Source organism: Micromonospora sp. NBRC 110009, assembly GCF_030518795.1.
GTDB lineage: Bacteria > Actinomycetota > Actinomycetes > Mycobacteriales > Micromonosporaceae > Micromonospora.
Map to the genome: position 1 here is coordinate 3,547,147 of NZ_CP130427.1, position 15,465 is coordinate 3,562,611.

The following is a 15,465-nucleotide window of genomic DNA, read 5'->3' on the forward strand; positions in this document are numbered from 1 at the left end:
CCGTGTCAGGCCGCCATCGTATGCGTTCAAGCCTCCGTGGGGCAGGTGCCGCCGCGGCGGCCACCGCTCTCGTCGTCGTCGTAGCCGGCTCCTGGTTCGGTTACCAGCAGTTGGCTGGCCCGTCCTGCTCGGGGCGGATCCAGCTGTCCCTCGCGGCCGCGCCGGAGATCGCTCCCGCGGTCAAGGGGGCGGCCGACCAGTGGGTCGCCGACGGAGCGGCGGTCGGTGGGACCTGCATCGCGGTGAACGTCACCTCCGCCGAGTCGGTCGAGGTGGCCGCCGCCGTGGCGAGCAAGCACGGGGCCACCCTCGCCGGCGTCGGGCAGGCCAGCGGCACCGCGGTGACCCCGGACGTCTGGGTGCCGGACTCGTCCACCTGGCTGCTGCGGCTCAAGAGCGGTGGCGCTACCGCCTTCGCCCCGGCAAACGGCGCCTCGATCGCCCGCAGCCCGGTGGTGGTCGCCATGCCCGAGCCGATGGCCACCCGGATCGGCTGGCCGGACAAGAAGGTGACCTGGACCGACCTGCTGGGGGCGGTCACCACCGGCAAGCAGCCGTTGCGGGCCGGCATCGTCGAGCCGACCCAGGACGCGGCGGGCCTGTCCGGGCTGCTCTCGCTGACCGCCGCGGCCAGCGCCACCGGCGCCGCCGGGTCGCCGCAGGCGCAGGAGGCGATGATCGGCGCGCTGCGGGCGCTGGCGACAAACCGTTCCTCGCTCCGGCAGGACCTCCTCGCGCGTTTCCCGCGCTCTACGGATCCCACGGCGATCGCCAACGGGCTGAGCGCCGCGGCGCTCTCCGAGGAGGACGTCATCGCCTACAACAGCACCAAGCCGCCGATCCCGCTGGCCGCGCTCTACCCCGAGCCGTCGCCGATGCCGCTGGACTACCCGTTCGCGGTGCTGCCCGGCATCGAGCCGGCCAAGGCGTCCGCCGCGAAGGTGCTCTTCGAGGTGCTGACCACCTCCGGCTTCAAGAACCGGCTGGCCGCGCAGTCGCTGCGCGCGCCGGACGGCAACTGGGGCGCCGGGTTCAAGGCCCCGCAGGGCGCGCCGAGCCCGGCGAACGGCGGCGCGAGCGCGGTCCCGCCGATCGGCCAGGGCGCCGCGGCCGACCTCGACCCGACGGCCATCCAGACGGCCACCACCACTTGGTCGGTGGCCACCCAGTCCGGCCGCATGCTCTGCGTCATCGACGTCTCCGGCTCCATGAAGGAACCCGTGAAGACCGCCAACGGCGCCACCCGGGAGCAGGTCACGGTGGCGGCCGCCAGCCAGGGGTTGAGCCTGTTCGACGACTCCTGGGCGATCGGCCTCTGGACCTTCTCCACCAACCTGAGCGGGTCCCGGGACTGGACCGAGGTGGTCCCGATCAGGCCGCTGTCGAGCAACCGAGGCGCGATCCAGCGCGGGCTGGGCACGGTCACGCCGTCGCGCGGCGACACCGGTCTCTACGACACCATGCTGGCGGCCTACCAGAAGGTCCAGGAGGACTGGGAGCCGGGCAAGGTCAACTCGGTGGTGCTCTTCACCGACGGAAAGAACGACGACAAGAACGGCATCACCCAGAAGCAGTTGCTCGACAAGCTCAAGCAGCTCCGCGACCCGGAGCAGCCGGTGCAGGTCATCATCATCGGTATCGGTACCGGCGTCAGCCGGACCGAGCTCAAGTCGATCACCGACGTGACCGGCGGCGGCTCCTTCGTCACCGCCGATCCGACCAAGATCGGCGAAATCTTCCTCCAGGCGATCGCGCTGCGCCCGCCGGCGCCGCGCTGACCCGCCGCTCGGCGTACGGGTTCCGCCGCACCGGGAGACCGGTGCGGCGGAAGCCTTCCGGCTCGCACGGGCCGGCGAAAAGTGACGGCAACACGTCCGAATCAATCAGCGTCCACAATTGTCGAGGGAAGATGTCCGGGTGCGGGGAGGGGCGGTGACGTCGGCGACGCTGTTGACCCCCGCCCGGCTGCCGTCGCGGGCCCGGGGTGACCGGTCCGGCCCGGCGACGCGGGCCGCCGAGCGGTCCTACGTCCGTCTCCTCGCCGTGCTGGACACCGCCGTCCTGGCGGTGGCGATCCTCATCGGCTACGCCGGCCGGTTCGGCGACGAGCATCCGGGCGGCTCGGAGATCCCCTACCAGCTGGTCGCGCCCGGTCTGCTGCTGGTCTGGCTGATCTCGCTGCGGACGATGCGGTGCTACGACGACCGAATGCTCGGCTACGGCGCCGACGAGTACCGGCGGGTCAGCTCGGCGAGCCTGCGGCTGGCCGGCGGCATCGCGATCGCCGGCTACATCGCCGACGTCGGGGTCTCCCGGGGCTTCCTGGCCATCTCCTTCGCGGTGGGCACGGTCGGCCTGGTGCTCGCCCGGTTCGGCGCCCGCAAGCGGCTGCACCGGGCCCGGCACCGGGGGGCCGGCTGGTCCCGCAAGGTGCTGGTGGTGGGGGACACCGCGCACGTGCTGGAGCTGGTGCACACCCTGCACCGCGAGCCGTACGCCGGCTACCGGGTGGTGGGCGCCTGCATCCCGGACGCGCTGCTCGCGCCGGTGCCGCAACGGCTCGGCGACGTGCCGGTGGTCGGCTCGTTCCGCGGCATCCCCGAGGCGGCCACCGCCATCGGCGCGGACACCGTGGCGGTCACCGCCTCCGGTGAGCTGACGGCGACCCGGCTGCGCCGGCTCGGCTGGCAGTTGGAGGGCACCGGGGTCGACCTGGTGGTGGCCCCCGCGCTGACCGACGTCGCCGGACCGCGCATCCACACCCGCCCGGTCGCCGGGCTGCCGCTGATCCACGTGGAGGCGCCGGAGTTCCGGGGCGCGCGGAAGCTGGTCAAGGGGCTGGTCGACCGCTCGGTGTCGCTGCTCGCGCTGCTCCTGCTGCTGCCGGCGCTGGTGATGATCGCCCTGGCCATCAAGCTGGACAGCCGGGGGCCGGTGCTGTTCCGCCAGATCCGGGTCGGTCAGGGCGGCAAGGAGTTCGGCGTCTACAAGTTCCGCACCATGGTGGTCAACGCCGACGCCCTGCTGGCCGAGCTGGCCGCGCGCAACGAGACCGACGGCCTGATGTTCAAGATGCGCGACGACCCTCGGGTGACGCGGGTTGGCCGGCTGCTGCGTAAGTGGTCGCTGGACGAGCTGCCCCAGCTGGCCAACGTGCTGCTCGGCCAGATGAGCCTGGTCGGCCCCCGCCCGCCGCTCCCCTCCGAGGTGGCCCGGTACGACGGCGACGTCGCCCGCCGGCTCCTGGTCAAGCCCGGCATCACCGGCCTCTGGCAGGTCAGCGGCCGGTCCGACCTGAGCTGGGAGGACGGCATCCGGCTCGACCTCTACTACGTGGAGAACTGGTCGCTCGCCGCCGACCTGACCATCCTCTGGAAGACGTTCGGCGCGGTGCTGCACAGCCGCGGCGCGTACTGAGCCCGCCGGTCAGGGCTGCGGGCCCAGCCAGTCCAGGCAGACCGCCACCGCGTCGTCGACCAGGTCGCCCGCGACGAAGGCGCGCAGGTCGCCGATCAGCGACCGGACCGCGTCCAGCGGTTCCATCGGCCCGGTGCGCCGGAGGAAGCGGTCCAGCGCGGTCTCGCCGTACCGGAGCTGGTGGGCGGTGGCGTCGACGACCCCGTCGCTGACCACGAAGAGCCGGTCGCCGGGGTGGAGCTGGAACTGCTGCTCCCGGTAGTCGGTGTCCTCGAACATGCCGAGCGGGAACTGCTTCTCCAGGATCTGCTCGGTCACCTCGCCCTCGCGCAGCAGCAACAGCCGCGGCGAGCCCGCGTCGACAACCGTCATCGTCCCGGACGCCAGGTGCAGCTCCAGCAGCAGCGCGGAGAGGTGCTGCTCGCCCCGGTGCATCGCGTAGATCGCCTGGTCGGTCAGGGCGGCCTGGTCGGCCAGGGCCAGCTCGGCCCGGCGGGCGTTGCGCAGCGCGTGGATGGCCAGCGAGGTGAGCATGGAGGCCTCCACCCCCTCACCGGAGCCGTTGATCACGGCGAGCCAGAGCCGGCGGCTGTCGTCGGACCAGTCGAAGCTGTCCCCCCGCACGGCGTACGCCGGCTCGAGTTGCCCGGCGAGCCGGAACGACGGGCGGAGCCGGCTCCGGCCGGGCAGCAGCTCCCACTGGATCTCGGCGGCCAGCGTCAGCCGGCGGTCGCGTCGGGCGGTCACGTACGCGTCGGTGGTGGGGGTGACGGCGGCCAGCTCGTGGCCGAGCGCGGTGGCGATCGCGTCCAGCTCCCGGAGGGCGGCCGGGTCGTCCGGCATCGGCGTGAGCCGGAGCACCCCGCGCCGCTCACCGCGCATCCCGACCGGGAACCAGCCGGTGTCCTCCGAGACGATCGGCTCCTGGTGGTCGAAGCAGCGCCAGGCGGGGTGACCGGGGCCGGTGATCCCCTCGCCGCCGTCCAGCGGCAGCAGCACCGCCAACCGGTAGTCGACCTGGTAGAGCTCGGTGCGCGTGATGCCGTACGACCGCTCCAGCTCGGCGGCGAGCCGATCGAGAAGCAGGTCCGCCGGCGCCGCGGCGAGGGTCCGGCGCGCCCGATCCTCCGGTCCACTCATCTTTGCTCCTTTGCACAGGTCGTCGGCCTGGTATGCCGGGTAGTCTCGGGCCCACCATGGCCGAAGAACGCGGTCCGCACGGACCTGAAGCGAGTATGGCCGCCGCCCTGGACGAGGCGGCGGGCACCCTGCTGGCTGTCTGGGAGGCGGCGCGGGAGCGGACGACGAGTCGGCTCTCCGGCGCCCAGTTACGCGCGGTCATGGTCGTCGAGCAGTACGACGGGATCAACCTGCGCCGCCTCGCCACGCTGACGGACATGCTGCTCTCCTCGGCCAGCCGGCTCTGCGACCGCCTGGTGGCGGCCGGAATGCTGGAGCGGGAGCCGGGCCGGTACGACCGGCGGGAGATCTCGCTGCACCTCACCCCGGCGGCGACCCGGCTCCTCGCCGAGCTGCGGGCCGACCGGCGCTACCGGCTGGACCGGATCATGGCCGAGATGAGCGCGGAGGGGCGCGCGGCGCTGCTGCGCGGCATGCGCGAGTTCGACGAGGCCGCGCGCCGGGGCGAGGCGGCGGCGGACGCCTGGTCGGTCCTCCAGCCCGCCTACGAACGGGTCGCCGAGTCGCCGGGCGAGGCTGGGCGGAGCGCGCTGCCGGCCGCGTCGGGCGAGACCCCGCCCGGCGAACCGCCGGTGGCCCGTACCGCCTGAGCCGCGGGGCCGGTCAGCCGCGATCAGGTCCACCGGCCGGTCCGCCACGGTGTCCGACCGGTCCCGGGGGCGCGTCAGGCCGGCGTCGGCGCCACGGCCAGCATGGCGATGTCGTCGTGGACCTGCCCGTCGAGCCACTCGTCGACCAGGCGGAGCAGCCGGTCCACCAGCGCGGCCGGCGGCAGGCCGGCCCCGGCGGCCAGCGCCTGGCGGAGCCGGGCGTCGCCGAACATCTCCAGCTCGGTGGGGCCGCCCCGGGCCTCGGTCACCCCGTCGGTGTACGCCAGCAGCAGGTCGCCCGCGGCGAGTCTTACCTGGGCCTCGCCGAAGCGGGCGGCGGCCAGCGCGCCGACCGGCATCCCGCCCACGGCGACCGGCTTGACCGTGCCGCCGGCGCGGACGACCAGCGGGGCGGGATGGCCGCCGCCGGCCACCCGGACCAGCAGCCCGCCGTCCGGCTCGCGGGTGAGGGTGCCCAGCAGGAGGGTGGTGAACTGGGCCCGGCGGGCCGCCTCCGGCGCGTCCAGGAGCGCCCGGTTGAGCAGCCCCATGAGCTCCAGTGGGCGCTGCTCGACCAGGCGCAGCGTCTGCAGCGACTGGCGTACCCGGCCGGTCAGCACGGCCGCCCCGACCCCCTTGCCGCAGACGTCGCCGAGGGCGAAGAGCGCGCCCGGCCCGGTGGGGAAGAGGTCGTAGAAGTCACCGCCGATGCGCAGGCGGTCGCCGGCCGCCCGGTAGCCGCCGGCCAGGGTCATGCCGGCCACCGGCGGCAGCTCCGGCGGGAGGAGGCTGTTCTGCAGGACGCGGGACAGGTGAGCCTGCTCGCCGTAGAGCTCGGCGGTGGCCAGCGCCGCGCCCGCGCGGGCGGCGAACTCGCGGGCCAGCTCGACCTCCCGCTGCGCGAAGCCGGACCGGTCGGCGCGGCGGACCAGGATCAGCGCCCCGGCCGGCCCGCCGGCGCCGCGCATCGGGCTGATCAGCAGCGTGCCGGGCCGGCCGAAGCCCTCGGGAAGCACGCCGGCCAGGTCGGCCAGCTCGGCGTCGAGCCAGGGATCGGGCTCGCCGGCCTCGTCGTCGAACGCCTCGATGAGGCCGGGCACGGCCATCCCCCGGCCGCCGACGCCGATGGCCGGCGCGGGGTCGCCCGCGGCGTACCGGATCCAGTGCGGCCGGTCCTCGGCCGGGGGCGGCGGGCGGTGCACGACCACGGCGGCGTCGGCCAGGTAGGGGATCGGCAGGGTGACGGCGGCCCGCAGGGTCTGCTCCCGGTCCAGGGAGAGCCCGAGCCGGCTGCCGGCCTGGGCGAGGAACGCGGTGCGGGACCGCTCGGCCAGCAGCGCGTCGGCGCGGGCCTGCTCCTCGGTGACGTCCCGCACGTACCAGCCGCAGCGCCCGCCGGCCAGGCCGCGGCGGAGGCCGTGCAGCCGCCGGCCGTGGTGCTCGGCGTCGAACGTGTCGCCGCCCTCGCGGACGGCCCGGGCCAGTGCGGGCACCGCACAGCGGGCCAGGTCCACGCCGGGGGAGAGCTCGGGGAGGAACGCGCCGGCCATCGCGTTGACCAGGGTCACCACCCCGGCCTGGTCGGTGGTCACGACCGCCTCGGCGAGCCCGTCGAGCAGCTCACGGGCGAGGCGGGAGTCGGCCGGCAGCGCGTTCTGGGCGGTCCGGTGGACCCGGGGTCGGGCAGCCTGACCGCTGGCCGCCCCGGCGACACCGCCCCGGCGGGACGTCGTCACCGCAGGTCGCCGGGCGCCCCGGTGGGTCCACCTCTGCGCATGCTGTCGGTGCACTCCTCGGTCGCCGGCCGGTTGCCTGCGGCCCAGCGTACCGAGCAGGGCCGCCGCTCGCCCACGGAGGAAGGCGGGTCAGCCGGATCGCGCCAGCCAGCCGACCGGGCGGTCGACGATGCGGCGGACCACCGACGCGGCGCCACCGACGGCCGCGGACTGCGGGCCGAGCGCCGCCGGTCGGACCGTGATCGGTGACCACGCGGCGGTCAGCACCCGCCGGGAGACCTCCGCGACCACCGGTGGGCAGAGCCACGGAGCCAGTGGCGCGTATCCGCCGCCGAGCACCACGGTGTCCAGATCCAGCAGGTTCACCACGCCCGCCACGGCCACGCCGAGGGCGGTGCCGGCGTCCGCCAGGGCGGTCAGGGTGGCCGGGTCACCGGCCCGGGCGAGGTCGGCCAGCCGGGTCGCGGCGGTGTCGGCGGGCAGCTCCGCCCCGGCCAGCCCGGCGGCGGCGAGGATGGCCTCCTGGCCCGCGTACCGCTCCAGGCAGCCCTGGCCGCCGCAGCGGCAGGGCCGGCCGCGCGGGTCCACCGGCAGGTGACCGATCTCGCCGCTCCACCCGCGCGCGCCGCGGTAGAGGACCCCGTCGAGCACGATCCCGGCGCCGATGCCGATCTCGCCGGTGACGTGCAGGAAGCTGGCCGACCCGGGCGGGCCGGCGTGCAGCTCACCGAGGGCGGCCAGGTTGGCCTCGTTGTCGACCACCAGCGGCGGGATCCCGTCCACCGGCTCGGCCAGCCGATGCCCGGCGAGCAGCCGGGGGACGTCCACGTCCCGCCAGCCGAGGTTGGGCGCGAGGCGGACCAGGCCGCCGTCGCCGACCAGGCCGGGCACGGCGAGCGTCGCGCCGGCCAGGGTCAGCCCGGCGCGGACGGCCGCGGTCCGGGCCTCCGCGGCGAGCGCGGCCAGCCGGGCCAGCGCGTCGGCGGGGGAGACCGGGCGCAGGTCGGCCCGCCGCACCGCGTGGTGGCGTACCGCGCCGGTCAGGTCGACCACGCAGGCGGCCAGGTAGTCGACGTTGATCTCCAGCCCGAGCCCGGCCGGGCCGTCCCCGGACAGCACCAGGCCGCGGGCGGGCCGCCCGGCCCCGGTACGCGGCGCGGGCTCCGCCTCGGCGACCAGCCGGCCGGCGATCAGGTCGTCGACCACGGCCGAGACGGTGGCCCGGGTCAGCCCGGTCCCGGCGGCGATCTCGGCGCGGGACGGCGGTCGGTCGGCGGCGGCGATCCGCCGGAGCACCACGGCGAGGTTGAGCTCGCGGAGGCTGCCCTGCCGGACCGCCCCGGTGCTGGCGCTGGTCACCCCTTGACACTGCCACATCGCCGCCATTTAATTCAACCACTGAACAAATTTGGCGACGACACCACCGGAGGTCTGCCATGGCGCCCCGTCCCACCCCCGCCGACAAGTTCTCCTTCGGTCTCTGGACGGTGGGCTGGCAGGCCCGTGACCCGTTCGGCGACGCGACCCGGCCCGCGCTGGACGCCGTCGAGGCGGTCCACCGGCTCGCCGAGCTCGGCGCGTACGGGATCACCTTCCACGACGACGACCTGATCCCCTTCGGGGCGGACGCCGCCACCCGCGACGCCCACCTGACCCGGTTCCGCAAGGCCCTCGACGAGACCGGCCTGGTCGTCCCGATGGTCACCACCAACCTCTTCACCCACCCGGTCTTCAAGGACGGCGGCTTCACCAGCAACGACCGCGACGTCCGCCGCTACGCCCTGCGCAAGGTGCTGCGCAACGTCGACCTCGCCGCCGAGCTGGGCGCCCGCACCTTCGTGATGTGGGGCGGCCGGGAGGGCGCCGAGTACGACCTGGCCAAGGACATCCGCGCCGCGCTGGACCGCTACCGGGAGGCCGTCGACCTGCTCTGCCAGTACGTCGTCGACCAGGGCTACGACCTGCGCTTCGCCATCGAGCCCAAGCCGAACGAGCCGCGCGGCGACATCCTGCTCCCCACCGTCGGCCACGCGCTGGCGTTCATCTCCACCCTGGCCCGCCCCGAGCTGGTCGGGCTGAACCCCGAGGTCGGGCACGAGCAGATGGCCGGGCTGAACTTCGCGCACGGCATCGCCCAGGCGCTCTGGCAGGGCAAACTCTTCCACATCGACCTCAACGGCCAGCGAGGCATCAAGTACGACCAGGACCTGGTCTTCGGCCACGGCGACCTGCTCAACTCGTTCGCCCTGGTCGACCTGCTCGAGCACGGCGGCCCGAACGGCGGCCCCGGGTACGACGGGCCCCGGCACTTCGACTACAAGCCCTCCCGCACCGAGGACATGACCGGGGTGTGGGCGTCGGCGGAGGCGAACATGCGGACCTACCTGCTGCTCAAGGAGCGGGCCGCGGCGTTCCGGGCCGACCCGGAGGTGGCCGAGGCCCTGGCGGCCAGCAAGGTCACCGACCTGGCCACCCCGACCCTCAACGCCGGCGAGGGCTACGCCGAGCTGCTCGCCGACCGGTCCGCGTTCGAGGAGTTCGACCCGGAGGCGGCCGGCGCGAAGGGCTTCGGCTTCGTCCGGCTCAACCAGCTCGCCGTCGAGCACCTGCTCGGCGCGCGCTGAGGCGGCCCGCCATGCCGCTCGTCGCCGGCATCGACTCGTCCACCCAGTCCTGCAAGGTGGTGATCCGGGACGCGGAGACCGGCGCGCTGGTCCGGCAGGGCCGCGCGCCGCACCCCGAGGGCACCGAGGTCGACCCGCTCGCCTGGTGGGACGCCCTGCTCGCGGCCGTCGCCGAGGCCGGCGGGCTGGCCGACGTGGCCGCCGTCGCGGTCGGCGGCCAGCAGCACGGCATGGTCTGTCTGGACGAGTCGGGGCAGGTGGTCCGTCCGGCGCTGCTGTGGAACGACACCCGTTCCGCCGACGCCGCCCGCGAGCTGGTCGAGGAGGCCGGCGGCGGGGAGGCGGGCCGCCGGTTCTGGGCCGAGGCGACCGGCTCGGTGCCGGTGGCCAGCTTCACCGCCACCAAGCTGCGCTGGCTGGCCCGGCACGAGCCGGCGAACGCCGACCGGGTGGCCGCCGTCTGCCTGCCGCACGACTGGCTCACCTGGCGGCTGGCCGGCGCCCCCGGCCTGGCGGCGCTGCGCACCGACCGGGGTGACGCCAGCGGCACTGGCTACTGGTCGCCCCGGACCGGGGAGTACCGCCTCGACCTGCTGGAACGCGCCTTCGGGCGGCGGGTCGAGGTGCCCGTCGTGCTCGGTCCGGGCGAGGTGGCCGGCTACCTCGACCCGGCGGCCCTCGGCGGCGGCCCGAGCGGCACCGGCCCGGCCGACGGTGCGGGGTCCGGTGCCGTCGGCCGGGTCCTGCTCGGCCCGGGCACCGGGGACAACGCCGCCGCCGCGCTGGGCGCCGGGGCCGGCCCGGGGGACGTGGTCGTCTCGATCGGCACCTCGGGCACCGTCTTCGCGGTGGCCGACGGTCCCGCCGCCGACCCGACCGGGGCGGTGGCCGGCTTCGCCGACGCCACCGGCCGGTTCCTGCCGCTGGTCTGCACGCTCAACGCGGCCCGGGTGCTGGACTCCGCCGCGACCCTGCTCGGGGTCGGCCTCGACGAGCTGAGCGAGCTGGCCCTGGCGGCCCCGCCCGGCGCGGACGGGCTGGTCATGGTGCCGTACCTCGAGGGGGAGCGGACCCCGGACCGGCCCACCGCCACCGGCGCCCTGCACGGCCTCACCCTGGGCACCTCGACCCCGGCCCACCTGGCCCGGGCCGCCGTCGAGGGCATGCTCTGCGCCCTGGCCGACGGTCTCGACGCGCTGGTCGCGCAGGGCGCCCGCGCCGACCGGATCATCCTGGTCGGCGGCGGGGCCAGGTCCGCCGCCGTGCGACGGATCGCCCCGGAGGTCTTCGGCCGCCCCGTGGTCGTGCCGCCGCCCGGGGAGTATGTCGCCGACGGGGCGGCCCGCCAGGCCGCCTGGGTCGCCCTGGGCGGGGAGGCGCCGCCCACCTGGTCGGTCGGCCAGACCGAGGAGTACGCGGCGGACGACGGCTCCAGGTCGCGGCGCGGCGTCAGCCGCGCCGAGCTGGAGTCGTCGCCCGTCCCCACTGTCCGCGAACGCTACGCCCGGGCCCGCGAGCTGGTGGTGGACCGGCAGGCCGGCGGGTAAACGGCTGTACGGGCGGTGCCCGCACTCGCGATCATGGAGGGATGCGCACCGCCCCCGCCGGCCCCGCCCTGCCCTCGGTCCTCCAGTACGACGATTCGGACACCCCCTGCGACGTGATCGACGCGCTGGCCCTGGCCGACTTCGTCACGGGCCGGCATCCGTGGGCGCGGACCGTACGGCTGTCCCGGCTGCGGCGGGACGCGGCGCTGACTCCCGCCGACGCGCGGGTGCTGCGGACCGCCGTCGAACATCGGCAGCGGTACCGGCTGCTCGCCGGGGAGGGCTGGACCGCGCGGGTGGTGACCTGGAACGGCCGGTCCGGCGAGGTGACGGTGACCGCGGTGAGCGACGAGGTCGGCCAGGCGGCGCTGGACCGGATCGTGGACGGCGCCGCCGAACCCGATGACCCGGACACCGGGCGGATCGGGTTCTGGCACCACGATCCCCGACGCGGTGCCCAACGGGACGTGCGGTCGATCGTGGCGCCGGAGTGGACGGCGATCCGGAGCAACTACGCCGCGCAGGCGGGTGCCGCTCTGGATCGACTGATGGGCGTCACGCCGGAGGACATCTTGGGCCGGTTGGTGCTGCTGCACGGCGCACCGGGCACCGGCAAGACCACCGCGCTGCGCGCGCTCGCCCGGCAGTGGCGCGACTGGTGCCAGGTCGACGCCGTCCTCGATCCGGACGTGCTCTTCGCCGACGCGGCGTACCTCTCCGAGATCGCGGTGGGGGACGACGACGAGGAGGGTGGCGCGGGACGCCGCTGGCGGCTGCTGATCCTGGAGGACTGCGACGAGCTGATCCGGGGCGAGGCCAAGCAGGCGGCCGGACAGGCGCTGTCCCGGCTGCTCAACCTCACCGACGGGCTGCTTGGCCAGGGCCGCGAGGTGCTGGTGGCGATCACCACCAACGAGGACCTGGCCCGGCTGCACCCGGCCGTTACGCGGCCCGGCCGCTGCCTGGCCCGGATCGAGGTCGGCCCGCTGTCGTACGGGGAGGCGACCGACTGGCTCGGCACCTCGGCGGGCGTCCCGGCGCAGGGCGCCACTCTGGCGGAGCTCTACGCGCTGCGTGCCGGCACCGTCCCGGCCGGGGCCGTGCCGGTCGAGATCGGCGGTTACCTCTGAAGCGGGGTCGTCATCCGGCCGTGATCTGTACCTGATTTGCTGCCGGGCATGAGCGGCACCAGGATCTCCAGGCGCGGGAACGCGGCCCACCGGTGGTACAGCGTCGTGGTGTTCGTGGTGCTCGCCTCGCTGGACAACGTGGCGATCGGGCTGGTCCCGCCGCTGTACGGGCCGATCTCCGGCGCGCTGGGCGTGTCGCAGCGGATGCTCGGCCTGGTCACCGCGGTGAGCTTCCTGGTCAGCGCGGTCGCCGCCGTCGCCTGGGCGTACGTGGGCGACCGGACCGACCGCAAGCCGCTGCTCATGGTCGGCACCCTGATCTGGGCGGCCGGCACCGGGGGCAGCGCGCTCGCCCAGAACTACCCGACGTTCCTGGTCGCCCAGCTGGTCGCGGCGGTCGGGCTGGGCGCGGTCGGCTCGGTCGGCTTCTCGGTGGTCACCGACCTGATCTCGCCCCGGCGCCGGGGGCTGGTGATGAGCTTCTGGGGGTTGTCGCAGGGCGTCGGCACCCTCGCCGGCACGCTCACCGGCGGCATCCTCGGCGCCACCGAGTGGCGGCGGCCGTTCCTGGTGCTCACCGTGGTCGGCCTCGCCGCCACCGTGGCCTACCTGTTCACGTACGACATCCGGCGCGGGCAGAGCGAACCGGAGCTGGCCGCGGCGCTCGACGCGGGCGGCGAGTACGACTACCGGATCAGCCGGGCGGACCTGCCCCGGATCCTGGCCCGGCGGACCAACCGCTGGCTGATCCTCCAGGGCCTGACCGCACAGGCGGCGTTCGGCTCGCTGGTCTGGCTGCCCGTGCTGTTCGCCCAGCGGGCCGAGGCGCAGGGCTACTCGGCGGCCACCGCGGTCGTGGTGGGCAGCGTCTTCGCCACCCTGTTCCAGCTCGGCGGGGTGCTCTCCATCGTGGGCGGCCTGGTCGGCGACGCGCTCCAGCGGCGTACGCCGAGCGGCCGGGCACTGGTCGCGGCGGCGGGCATCCTCGCGGCCGTGCCCTTCTACCTGGTCCTGTTCCTGGTGCCGATCCGGATCGACGTGCCGGACGGCGGCAGCTCCGGCGCGGTGGTCGGCGCGGTGCTGGCCAGCGTGGTCACCGAGCCGACCGTCGGGCTGAGCCTGCTCACCGCCGTGCTGGCGCTGGCGCTCACCTCGGCGAACTCGCCCAACTGGTTCGCGCTGATCGCCGACGTCAACCCGCCCGAGCACCGGGGCACCGTCTACAGCCTGGGCAACCTGGTCAACGGGGTCGGCCGGGCGGCCGGCAACGGGCTGGTCGGGGCGGCCTTCCAGGGGCTGCGGGCGGCCTTCCCGCCGCCGTTGAACTACGCCGTCGGGCTGGCCGTGTTCCAGCTCTTCTTCATCCCGACCGGGCTGATGTACTGGCTCGCCGCCCGTACCTCACCCGGCGACATCGAGTCGGTCCACGACCTCCTGCACACCCGCGCCGACCGCCTGTAGGGAAGGGCCCCCGGTCAACGCCTCGCGCGGTACCGGGGGCCTCCTGAACCGTCAGACGCGGTACCAGACGGTGACGTCCGTCGGGACGGCATTGTCGTCGTCGAGCGGGGCGCTGGCGGCCAGCACCTTGGCGCCGACCGGCAGCGGCACCGGCTCGGCGCCGAAGTTGGTCAGCACGATGAGCCCCCGGTTGCTGAAGATGAGCACCTCGTCGCCGGAGGAGTGCCAGCGCAGCGGGCCGCGGGCGAGGCCGTGCTCACGGCGCAGCCGCAGCGCCGTCCGGTACAGCTCGTACGTCGAGCCCGGCACGTCGCGCTGCCGGTCGAGCGCGTACTCGGCCCAGCTCGGGGGCTGGGGGAGCCAGCTCGCGTCGGTCGGCCCGAAGCCGTACGACGGGGCGTCGGCCTCCCACGGGATCGGCACCCGGCAGCCGTCCCGGCCGCGCTGGGTGTGCCCGCTGCGCTCCCAGGTCGGGTCCTGCCGGGCCTCGTCGGGGAGCGTGGTGTGCTCCGGCAGCCCCAGCTCCTCGCCCTGGTAGAGGTACGCCGAGCCGGGCAGGGCGAGCATCAGCAGGCTGGCCGCCCGGGCCCGGCGCAGGCCGAGCGCGGCGTCCGGCTGCGGGTCGCCGATGCCGATGCCGTTCGGCCGGCCACCGCTGATCGGCAGGCCGAGCCGGGAGGCGTGCCGGACGACGTCGTGGTTGGAGAGCACCCAGGTGGTGGGGGCGCCGACCGAGTCGGTGGCCTCCAGGGAGCGGGTGATCACCGCGTACTGGGCCGGGGCGGTCCAGGCGGCGAGCAGGTACTCGAAGTTGAACGCCTGGTGCATCTCGTCCGGGCGCACGTAGCGGGCCAGCCGCTCGGCCGGCTCGACCCACGCCTCGGCGACCAGGATCCGCTCGCTGTCGTACGAGTCGAGCAGCCGCCGCCACTCCCGGTAGATCTCGTGCACGCCGTCCTGGTCCCACATCGGCGGGCGCGGCTTGTCGATCTCCGCGCCGGAGAGAATCTCCGGTTGCTCCTGCCAGTCGGCCAGGTCGGCCTGCTTGATCAGGCCGTGCGCCACGTCCACCCGGAAGCCGTCGACGCCCCGGTCCAGCCAGAACCGGAGGATGTCCAGGAACTCGGCGCGGACCTCGGGGTTGCCCCAGTTGAGGTCGGGCTGGCCGGGGTCGAAGAGGTGCAGGTACCACTGGCCGTCCGGCAGCCGGGTCCAGGCGGGACCGCCGAAGACGCTCTGCCAGTCGTTCGGCGGCTCGGCGCCCTGCGGCCCCTTGCCGTCCCGGAAGACGTAGCGCTGCCGCTCCGGGCTGCCCGGCGCGGCCGGTAGCGCGGCCTGGAACCAGCGGTGCTGCGAGGAGGTGTGGTTGGGCACCAGGTCGACGATCACCTTCAGCCCGCGCGACTTGGCCTCGGCGATCATCTTGTCGGCGTCGCCGAGGGTGCCGAAGAGCGGGTCCACATCCCGGTAGTCGGCCACGTCGTACCCGGCGTCGGCCTGCGGCGACGGGTAGAACGGCGACAGCCAGACCGCGTCGACGCCCAGCTCGGCGAGGTGGCCGAGGCGGGCGGTGATGCCGGGAAGGTCGCCGATGCCGTCGCCGTTCGAGTCGGCGAACGAACGCGGGTAGATCTGGTAGATGACAGCCTCGGTCCACCAGCCGGTGGCCGGGACGACGGCCGGTTCCTGCTGCGTAGCGTCGGTGTTCAGAGCCTTCTCCCCTGTGTCGTGCGGTGGCCGTGCGGCCGTTCCCCGGCCGT

11 protein-coding genes are annotated in these 15,465 nt (G+C 75.0%); 7 read left to right on the top strand and 4 right to left on the bottom strand.

Annotation, left to right across the window (positions count from 1 at the left end):
• The first annotated feature begins 20 nt into the window (after positions 1–20).
• Positions 21–1,778 (top strand): substrate-binding domain-containing protein, encoded by a 1,758-nt coding sequence (locus Q2K19_RS16980; protein ID WP_302762224.1) that lies wholly within the window; start codon positions 21–23, stop codon positions 1,776–1,778.
• A 154-nt stretch (positions 1,779–1,932) separates the two neighbouring features.
• Positions 1,933–3,417, top strand: coding sequence for a sugar transferase (locus tag Q2K19_RS16985; RefSeq protein WP_302762226.1), 1,485 nt, complete (start codon positions 1,933–1,935; stop codon positions 3,415–3,417).
• 9 nt (positions 3,418–3,426) lie between these two features.
• On the opposite strand, the gene Q2K19_RS16990 is transcribed toward Q2K19_RS16985, so the two are convergent.
• Positions 3,427–4,557 carry a PP2C family protein-serine/threonine phosphatase gene (locus tag Q2K19_RS16990; protein WP_302762227.1) on the bottom strand — a complete coding sequence of 377 codons (1,131 nt, stop codon included), beginning with the start codon at positions 4,555–4,557 and terminating at the stop codon, positions 3,427–3,429.
• 95 nt (positions 4,558–4,652) lie between these two features.
• Here Q2K19_RS16990 and Q2K19_RS16995 point away from each other — a divergent pair, with 95 nt between their 5' ends.
• Positions 4,653–5,207 (top strand): MarR family winged helix-turn-helix transcriptional regulator, encoded by a 555-nt coding sequence (locus Q2K19_RS16995; RefSeq protein WP_302762229.1) that lies wholly within the window; start codon positions 4,653–4,655, stop codon positions 5,205–5,207.
• A gap of 74 nt (positions 5,208–5,281) precedes the next feature.
• Here Q2K19_RS16995 and Q2K19_RS17000 read toward each other — a convergent pair whose 3' ends face one another.
• On the bottom strand, positions 5,282–6,943 hold the full coding sequence (locus Q2K19_RS17000; RefSeq protein WP_302762231.1) for a PP2C family protein-serine/threonine phosphatase: 1,662 nt from the start codon (positions 6,941–6,943) through the stop codon (positions 5,282–5,284).
• A gap of 129 nt (positions 6,944–7,072) precedes the next feature.
• Positions 7,073–8,329 carry an ROK family transcriptional regulator gene (locus Q2K19_RS17005; protein ID WP_302762233.1) on the bottom strand — a complete coding sequence of 419 codons (1,257 nt, stop codon included), beginning with the start codon at positions 8,327–8,329 and terminating at the stop codon, positions 7,073–7,075.
• A 50-nt stretch (positions 8,330–8,379) separates the two neighbouring features.
• Here Q2K19_RS17005 and xylA point away from each other — a divergent pair, with 50 nt between their 5' ends.
• Genes xylA through Q2K19_RS17025 form a run of 4 tightly spaced genes read left to right on the top strand, consistent with a single transcriptional unit; the run spans position 8,380 to position 13,705 of the window.
• Positions 8,380–9,567 carry a xylose isomerase gene (gene xylA, locus Q2K19_RS17010; RefSeq protein WP_302762234.1) on the top strand — a complete coding sequence of 396 codons (1,188 nt, stop codon included), beginning with the start codon at positions 8,380–8,382 and terminating at the stop codon, positions 9,565–9,567.
• A gap of 11 nt (positions 9,568–9,578) precedes the next feature.
• A complete protein-coding gene (gene xylB / locus Q2K19_RS17015; RefSeq protein WP_302762235.1) occupies positions 9,579–11,114 on the top strand; it encodes a xylulokinase in 1,536 nt (511 codons plus the stop codon).
• Positions 11,115–11,155: 41 nt separating this feature from the next.
• Positions 11,156–12,244, top strand: coding sequence for a DUF5925 domain-containing protein (locus Q2K19_RS17020; RefSeq protein WP_302762236.1), 1,089 nt, complete (start codon positions 11,156–11,158; stop codon positions 12,242–12,244).
• A 48-nt stretch (positions 12,245–12,292) separates the two neighbouring features.
• Positions 12,293–13,705 (top strand): MFS transporter, encoded by a 1,413-nt coding sequence (locus Q2K19_RS17025; RefSeq protein ID WP_446839647.1) that lies wholly within the window; start codon positions 12,293–12,295, stop codon positions 13,703–13,705.
• Positions 13,706–13,756: 51 nt separating this feature from the next.
• On the opposite strand, the gene Q2K19_RS17030 is transcribed toward Q2K19_RS17025, so the two are convergent.
• A complete protein-coding gene (locus Q2K19_RS17030; protein ID WP_302772567.1) occupies positions 13,757–15,415 on the bottom strand; it encodes a glycoside hydrolase family 13 protein in 1,659 nt (552 codons plus the stop codon).
• Positions 15,416–15,465: the final 50 nt, after the last annotated feature.

What these genes read in the sequence shown, in the direction of transcription:
- Q2K19_RS16980 (WP_302762224.1), top strand. Translation starts at nt 21, where the DNA reads ATGCGTTCAAGCCTCCGTGGGGCAGGTGCCGCCGCGGCGGCCACCGCT.
- Q2K19_RS16990 (WP_302762227.1), bottom strand. Translation starts at nt 4,557, where the DNA reads ATGAGTGGACCGGAGGATCGGGCGCGCCGGACCCTCGCCGCGGCGCCG.
- Q2K19_RS16995 (WP_302762229.1), top strand. Translation starts at nt 4,653, where the DNA reads ATGGCCGCCGCCCTGGACGAGGCGGCGGGCACCCTGCTGGCTGTCTGG.
- Q2K19_RS17005 (WP_302762233.1), bottom strand. Translation starts at nt 8,329, where the DNA reads ATGGCGGCGATGTGGCAGTGTCAAGGGGTGACCAGCGCCAGCACCGGG.
- xylA (WP_302762234.1), top strand. Translation starts at nt 8,380, where the DNA reads ATGGCGCCCCGTCCCACCCCCGCCGACAAGTTCTCCTTCGGTCTCTGG.
- xylB (WP_302762235.1), top strand. Translation starts at nt 9,579, where the DNA reads ATGCCGCTCGTCGCCGGCATCGACTCGTCCACCCAGTCCTGCAAGGTG.
- Q2K19_RS17020 (WP_302762236.1), top strand. Translation starts at nt 11,156, where the DNA reads ATGCGCACCGCCCCCGCCGGCCCCGCCCTGCCCTCGGTCCTCCAGTAC.
- Q2K19_RS17025 (WP_446839647.1), top strand. Translation starts at nt 12,293, where the DNA reads ATGAGCGGCACCAGGATCTCCAGGCGCGGGAACGCGGCCCACCGGTGG.